At 46.2% G+C, this 7,086-nt stretch carries 8 protein-coding genes; 7 read left to right on the top strand and 1 reads right to left on the bottom strand.

What is annotated here, in order from left to right:
• Window positions 1-27: 27 nt before the first annotated feature.
• From JGK16_RS25885 to proB, 6 genes are all read left to right on the top strand, one after another.
• Window positions 28-270, top strand: coding sequence for a hypothetical protein (locus JGK16_RS25885; protein WP_293193201.1), 243 nt, complete (start codon window positions 28-30; stop codon window positions 268-270).
• A 29-nt stretch (window positions 271-299) separates the two neighbouring features.
• Entirely contained in the window at window positions 300-875 is a 576-nt protein-coding gene (locus JGK16_RS25890) for a DUF3727 domain-containing protein (RefSeq protein ID WP_293182193.1), read from the top strand.
• Window positions 876-1,233: 358 nt separating this feature from the next.
• Window positions 1,234-2,358, top strand: a complete 1,125-nt coding sequence (gene mltG / locus JGK16_RS25895; RefSeq protein ID WP_293182195.1) for an endolytic transglycosylase MltG — start codon at window positions 1,234-1,236, stop codon at window positions 2,356-2,358.
• Window positions 2,359-2,733: 375 nt separating this feature from the next.
• Window positions 2,734-3,255: a YqeG family HAD IIIA-type phosphatase gene (locus tag JGK16_RS25900; RefSeq protein WP_293182197.1), complete on the top strand. Its 522-nt coding sequence runs from the start codon at window positions 2,734-2,736 to the stop codon at window positions 3,253-3,255.
• Window positions 3,256-3,478: 223 nt separating this feature from the next.
• Window positions 3,479-3,607 carry a hypothetical protein gene (locus JGK16_RS25905; RefSeq protein WP_293193200.1) on the top strand — a complete coding sequence of 43 codons (129 nt, stop codon included), beginning with the start codon at window positions 3,479-3,481 and terminating at the stop codon, window positions 3,605-3,607.
• A 67-nt stretch (window positions 3,608-3,674) separates the two neighbouring features.
• On the top strand, window positions 3,675-4,784 hold the full coding sequence (gene proB / locus JGK16_RS25910) for a glutamate 5-kinase (protein WP_293182199.1): 1,110 nt from the start codon (window positions 3,675-3,677) through the stop codon (window positions 4,782-4,784).
• Window positions 4,785-5,006: 222 nt separating this feature from the next.
• Here proB and JGK16_RS25915 read toward each other — a convergent pair whose 3' ends face one another.
• Window positions 5,007-5,762, bottom strand: a complete 756-nt coding sequence (locus JGK16_RS25915) for a hypothetical protein (protein ID WP_293182201.1) — start codon at window positions 5,760-5,762, stop codon at window positions 5,007-5,009.
• Window positions 5,763-6,455: 693 nt separating this feature from the next.
• Between JGK16_RS25915 and ndk the strand changes: the two genes are divergently transcribed.
• The gene (ndk, locus tag JGK16_RS25920; protein ID WP_293182203.1) at window positions 6,456-6,905 is read left to right on the top strand and encodes a nucleoside-diphosphate kinase; all 450 of its coding nucleotides are present in this window, start codon (window positions 6,456-6,458) and stop codon (window positions 6,903-6,905) included.
• Window positions 6,906-7,086 lie beyond the last annotated feature (181 nt).

Below are 7,086 nucleotides of genomic sequence, written 5' to 3' on the forward strand. Positions count from 1 at the left end.
GAGGCGTGATATCCTAGTTGTGCAAGTTTGCTACGCACACCTGTAAGCGTTGACAGATGGGAAAAAATTCCCCAGAACCTCGGTACTGAAGCAGCACATAACTGTGATTTGTCCTCAGTGTCGCTCTGGACTCGGCTGAGATTTAAACGCTGCACTCCTCGCCTGTGGAAAATGCCGCGAGTCTCGCGGTTTAAGTTTGTGGACTGGCGATCGCCCGAAGAGGCCCAATATCGCCACGAAAATCCCCAATTGTCAAGCAAAGATTACTGAATTATTGACGGAAAATTAAGATACACGCGATGTCCTCATCCCCATACCGCAAAGAGAATGGTAATTCCCACGAAACGTCCGTCACCCTGACGGATGAATTTGGGCGATCGCTAACTTGCAACATAGAATATTCGATGAACCTAGAAGGTCAAGAATACGCCTTGCTGTTGCCGATCGACTCTCCTGTAGAAATTTTTACTTGGCACGGAGACGATACCGACGAAGCAGCAATTCCTGTAGAAGACGAGACCGAAATAGACACAATTTTTGATACTGCTAAAGTTGTCCTGCAAGAGCAGAACTTGACACTCCGGCGCACGGCGGTGACACTGACTGTAGTTGGTGAATTGCCGGAATTTCCTGACGAGGATTTGGAGCCTAATGCCGATCCCGATGAGGAGTCAGAGTTCGAGGAACTAATGTGGTTGACCAGCTTCTATCACGAAGAGCAGGAATATGCCATTTATACACCTCTAGACCCGTTTTTTATCTTGGCTCGAATGAATGATGACGGCAAGCCTGAATTGCTCTCGGAAGAAGAGTTCCAAAGGCTGGAACCGATGTTGCCGATGCTAGAAGATCAGTTCTTTGATGAGCTTGATTAGATATTGAGTTCAGTTTTGCTGGGCTTGTGAAGTGCAAAGAAACTGGTTTAGAGTAGGGGCGGTGTCAAGAGTGGCCGCCCGCTTCGGGTTGATGATGTATACTCGATCGACCTGCAATCTCTAATTGCAGAAGGCATGAGGGCAAAAAGCAGAATATTTGACTATTTTAGACAAAAGTCAACTGCTAGGTCGATCGAACTTTTTCCCTGATTCCGCCTTCCTGTCAGCTCGGGCTATAGAATTGGGCAGCGTGAAGGGCATATTTTCAAGGGCTGGTATCCGTAACTTTTCGGTCATCAATCGCAGGTCATCACTCATTAGTCGCTACTTAATCGCCGCTTATCGAGGACAACGGATTATGAGTAAAGAACAACTGACCAAAGGCAGCGCGCGCGAGGGCCAAAAAAAATCCCCGAAAGTCTCTAAATGGTTGTTTTATCTGGCGTTGCTGCCTGCAATTTGGGGAGTTGGCGCTTGGCAGGGCTGGGCTTGGTGGAGCTGGGCTTCTGCCCCTCCTAAAACAGCCGCCGAGTCAACTCCCCCGTCCAAGGATGCTGCTGTTTCGATTCAAATCCCCCCCGGTACTTCCAGTCAAAAAATCGGGCAGGATTTGGAAGCGGCGGGCTTAATTCGATCGGCAGGAGCATGGAATATGTGGGCCCGCTGGCTGACTATGCAAAACCGCGACGGAGGTTTTAAAGCCGGAACTTACCAACTCTCACCGACTCAGCCTCTGAGTGCGGTTGCTGAAAAAATTTGGAAAGGTGAAGTCGTACAGCAGAGTTTCACGATTCCCGAAGGGTGGTCATTGCAACAAATGAGCACTTATTTTGAAGCCCAAGGTTTTTTTCCGGCTAAGGATTTTATGGCGGCGGCGAGTCAAGTTCCCTACGCTGATTACCCTTGGCTACCCAGTGGCTTGCCTCATTTGGAAGGGTTTTTGTACCCGGATACCTATCAGTTAGACGGCGATGCAGTCAGCCCGGAAGCTGTGATCAAACAAATGCTCGGCCGTTTCGAGCGGATAGCTTTACCGGTCTTTCAAAAAAATCAGAACAATACTAAGCTTTCTTTGAAAGAATGGGTGACGCTGGCGAGTATTGTAGAAAAAGAAGCTGTGGTTGCTTCCGAACGCCATCGCATTTCTGGGGTATTTACCAGTCGCTTGAATAAGGGCATGAAATTGGGTTCCGATCCGACGGTGGAATACGCCCTCGGCATCAGACAAACCAAGGAGAAACCTCTGACTTTTAAGCAGGTGGAAACGCCTTCTCCCTACAATACCTATATGAATGTAGGGCTGCCGCCAACTCCTATCGCAGCTCCGGGAATCGCAAGTCTGGAAGCGACTCTGGCTCCTGAAAATACAGAATACCTGTATTTTATGGCTCGATACGACGGCACTCACATTTTCAGCCGCACTCAGGCGGAACACGATGCTGCTGTGGCTCAAGTTGACCAGAAAGTGCGATCGGGTCAATAGATGGCCAAGGACTAATACATATAGCCTTTCGAGCTTTCATATGAGGTACTCATGGGCATAGGGCATAGGGCATAGGGCATAGGGCATAGGGCAGCCTCCGTGGGCATACCTCACCACGCTTGAGAACCGCTAAAAGTAAAAAGTCAAAAGTTATATTGGATTCGGCTACATCGGAATTATACCGAGCGTTTGAGGCTTCTCATGAGCAAGCGGGACAGCACTACACTCCGAAAATGCTGATTCGGATGCAAACGAAAACGATATTACAAAGCAAAAGCCATAATTATTGACTTTTTACTTTTGACTTTTTGAATGTTTAACTTCCCGCTTCTTATTTCTCAATCTAAAATCTAAAATCTAAAATCTAAAATCATTATGACTTGGGGAAAACTACTACAGCCAGACTTAGTTCTAGGCAATTCGGTCGTAAATTTAACGGCTGATATTCTTGAGAAATATCATATTAAAGGATTAGTGTTGGATGTGGATGAAACTCTCGTTCCCATTACAGCAATGAATGCTTCTGAGGAACTCAGCCTGTGGGTGGCAGAAATTAAACCTATAGTATCGCTGTGGTTGGCGAGCAATAATTTAAGTCAGACTCGGATCGGTCGAATTGCTGAGTCTTTGAATCTACCTTACATCACTGGTGCGGCTAAGCCGTCGCGGCGCAAGTTGCGAAAAGCGGTGACGGCGATGAATTTGCCGGTGGAACAGGTGGCGATGGTGGGCGATCGACTTTTTACTGATGTTTTGGCCGGCAATCGTTTGGGTATGTTTACTATTTTAGTTGAGCCAATGGTTGATGCTGGGTATGCGCTTCGCAAGTATCCGGTGCGTTCTTTTGAAGTTTGGGTGTCTCAAGCTTTGGGTGCTTCTCTTGATAGCAGAAAGTAGTCAGTTGACAGTTGACAGTTGACAGTTGACAGTTGACAGTTGACAGTTGGCAGTTGGCAGTTGACAGTTGACAGTTGACAGTTGGTGCATCTCAGTTTTGCATTTGTAGTAGTGCTGTCCCGCTCGCGTGCTTTACAAAGCACGCGAGCGGGGACGCTCGCACTGTAAAAAAAAATATTTTTGCGAAAATGAGATGCTCCCGTTGACAGTTGGCAGTTGACAGTTGTCAGTTGATATTAGTGCTGTCCCCGATCGCCAATTATACAACGATCGCGATCGCAAACAGCACTACAAATGCAAAACTGAGATGCTTCCTATGAAGACTTGCATTTTTCACTACAAATCAATTTGATTGCGGGCGTGCGATCGCAGATAATATAACTAATAACTAATAACTAATAACTAATAACTAATAACCGATGACTCAAACTATTGTTGTTAAAATAGGAACTTCGACACTTACTCGATCGACTACCGGGAACTTAGCTCTCTCAACTATTGCTACATTAGTCGAGATTTTGGCCGGTTTGCAGCAACAAGGCCATCGAGTAGTGTTGGTTTCTTCCGGTGCGGTGGGAGTGGGCTGCGCGCGCTTGGGCTTGACGGAACGCCCACGAAATATCGCTCTGAAGCAGGCTGTGGCCGCCGTCGGACAAGGGCGGCTGATGCGCGTTTACGATGACTTGTTCACTACTCTACAACAGCCGATCGCCCAAGTATTGCTCACCAGAGGCGATTTAGTACAGCGCAACGGGTATGTTAATGCCTACAATACGTTTCAGCAACTGCTCAAATTGGGCGTAATTCCGATCGTCAATGAGAACGATACTGTAGCGGTAGACGAACTCAAATTTGGCGATAACGACACGCTTTCGGCGCTAGTAGCGAGTTTGGTAGAAGCAGATTGGTTGTTTGTGCTCACGGATGTCGATCGGCTGTATTCAGCAGATCCGCGCAGCAATCCCGACGCACAGCCGATCGCCCTAGTAGAAAGCATGGCACAACTCACAGCATTGGACGTACAAACAGGAGATTCCCGCAGCGGTTGGGGAACCGGCGGAATGGTGACAAAAATTGAAGCCGCCAGAATCGCCACAGCATCAGGAGTACGCACAGTCATCACCAACGGCTGCTTTCCTGGTAATATTGAGAAAATATTGAACGGCGAGGCGATCGGCACTCAATTCGAGCCGCAACCGCGCCCAGTAAACGCTAGAAAACACTGGATAGCCAACGTCTTAATTCCAGCCGGAAAACTGTATTTAGATGCGGGTGCTGTCAAGGCAATTTCCCACGGCGGAAAATCGCTGTTAGCTGCGGGAATTGCTCAAGTAGAAGGAGAATTTCAAGCTGATGATTCCGTGCAGTTGTGCGACGGAGAAGGCAAACAAATTGCGAGGGGACTTGTGAATTATAGCAGCTTAGAATTGAGACAAATCAAAGGGTGCAAATCAGATAAAATTGCTGAGATTTTAGGCTATGCAGGGGTTGAAACCGCAGTACACCGAGATAACTTAGTGATTGTTTAATCATTAAAATAAGACGTACGAATGGAATTCGCATCTACACAAACGATGTCCGCCTCCGCGGACTGAAGAAGGTAACATAATTTTAACTGCCGGCTCTTCAACCCGCGGAGGCGGGTTTTCTTTGTGTAGGCGCGAATTCCATTCGCCCAGGCGCGAATTCCATTCGCGAGCGTCTTCTCTCGTGGGGTGAGTGCTTGTATAGACGCGGTTTCAACGGTCTTCTTAACAAACGTCTAAACAGTCAAGAGTGCGATCGAACGCAGAAATCGAGGATACTTGCAGCACAGTTTTGCAAGAATTTGTTGTACTGTGTCCAAATAGCTCGTGCATCGCTTCTGTAAATAGTTCAAATACATTTTGTGCTAATTCTAAAGCTGCTTGGCGTTCCGCATCAGAAAGTTCTATCTCTGCTAAAACTTGCAACATCTCCGGTGTATTTAAAATTTGATGATTTTCCAAACCAACATAACTTCCTCCCAAATAAATATATTCTTTTTTATTGATTTTCTCTAATTCCACGATCACTGCTAGCGCCGCCTCACAAAAAACTGTGGCGGTTCCTTCCAAGGCTTCGGCTAACACCAGTTTCTGAATGGGAGAGGCTTTCCAAGCGTAGCGTTCGAGCACCGAACAGAGCGATCGAGTTTTTTTAGTTTCTTCACCCCAAAGCAGCCTGAAGTCCCCGTAACTCATTAATTTGTTGAAACCCAATGTCTCTAGATGTTGCAGATACCCGTACCAGTAGTAGTTTTCTTTGTAAGTATATTTGTTAATCAGTTCCTGAACCTTGTTATTGCTGGAAGAGTCTCGGAGGACGTACTTGTTTAAATCACTCAAGCCCATAGCCAAAGGATCGAGTACAGGTGCAAAAATTAGTCGTTGATTCGGGTGAATGTGTTTATTAGCTAGAAATTCAAATAACGGCAATTTTGCAAACTCATCTTTTTTTTGTGCAATGAATGCCATAATCTCTTTCATAGCTTTTTCCTCGGAGTGGCTGTTCTCAAGATAATCTCGATCCCTGCATTAATTATCTATGTTTGTGAGTCTAAGTAATTGTGTTTCTTGTCATACATATGTGTATTTTAGATCGTATACTTAGCGTGTTTGCCGTCACAAAATAATGTGATTTGCATCATATTATGGAAAATTACCAGAAAGAATTAGTTGAAAGCCTCTCCCTGCTCGGGAGAAATTAAAATCAGACTATTCATTACTCCAATCCTCGGACTTAAGGGTAGAGGTGGCTCTCAAACTGTCAACTGTCAACTGTCAACTGTCAACTGTTGAAAAGATGTCATTGCGAACGTAAGGCATTGAAGTGAAGCATAAGCCCTAGCCCTTTCAGGGCGGCTTCGCCAACGGGCAGGCACGCGGCTACGCAGGGGTCTGAGACTACTTTTCTCTGCTGTGATAACCGTAGCCCAGGTAAGTATTTAGACGGACACGATCTAAGTCAGGACTTAAGCAGAACCGATGAAAAATAGATCCTGCAATTAAACACACAGATTTTGCGATCGCAAGGGGTAGCTGGCCATGACAGAAATACCTAATTAATGCGTGAGTCCTGTAAGTCTACAAATAACAATTTGCTCTTCCCAGAATTGCCTTTAGGTGCATTGTGAGCTACTCTGTCTTTTGGATCGGTTAAGAAAACAATAGGAGTTAATCTTGGAACGGACTTTTTTAGCGATTAAGCCCGACGGCGTACAGCGCGGACTCGTCGGCGAAATTATCGGTCGTTTTGAAGCCAAAGGCTTTACGCTAGTTGGGATGAAGCTAATCACGGCGAGTCGCGAACTAGCCGAACAGCATTACGCCGTACACAAAGAAAGACCGTTTTTTGCGGGACTGGTAGACTTCATCACTTCCGGGCCGATGGTGGCGATGGTGTGGGAAGGGGGCGGCGTTGTGGCGTCGGCGAGAAAAATGATTGGCGCGACAAATCCTCTGAATTCTGAACCGGGAACAATTCGCGGCGATTTGGCTGTGAATGTTGGTCGCAATATTATTCACGGTTCTGATGCTGTCGAGACTGCAAATCAGGAAATTAGTCTCTGGTTTAAACCTGAAGAATTAAGTGCTTGGACTCCTTGTTTGAGTCCTTGGACTGTGGAGTAGTTTTGATGTTCTCCCGATTGTTAATCGGGAGATATTCTTATTTTTCATAATAATCAAGTCGCATTTATATATTTTTTTTGACCACCCAAATCCCAGAAACCGGGTTGATTCCCTTATCTCTCGTAATCCACCGAAAATTGTCGGAGAAACCCGGTTTCTCGCCACGCAGCGAGAGAATTAA

The sequence above is a fragment of the Microcoleus sp. PH2017_09_SFU_O_A genome, assembly GCF_020738625.1.
Classification (GTDB): Bacteria; Cyanobacteriota; Cyanobacteriia; order Cyanobacteriales; family Microcoleaceae; genus Microcoleus.

Bases quoted from the DNA above. Each gene is read 5' to 3' on its own strand.
- JGK16_RS25890 (WP_293182193.1), top strand. From the start codon at position 300: ATGTCCTCATCCCCATACCGCAAAGAGAATGGTAATTCCCACGAAACG.
- mltG (WP_293182195.1), top strand. From the start codon at position 1,234: ATGAGTAAAGAACAACTGACCAAAGGCAGCGCGCGCGAGGGCCAAAAA.
- JGK16_RS25900 (WP_293182197.1), top strand. From the start codon at position 2,734: ATGACTTGGGGAAAACTACTACAGCCAGACTTAGTTCTAGGCAATTCG.
- proB (WP_293182199.1), top strand. From the start codon at position 3,675: ATGACTCAAACTATTGTTGTTAAAATAGGAACTTCGACACTTACTCGA.
- JGK16_RS25915 (WP_293182201.1), bottom strand. From the start codon at position 5,762: ATGAAAGAGATTATGGCATTCATTGCACAAAAAAAAGATGAGTTTGCA.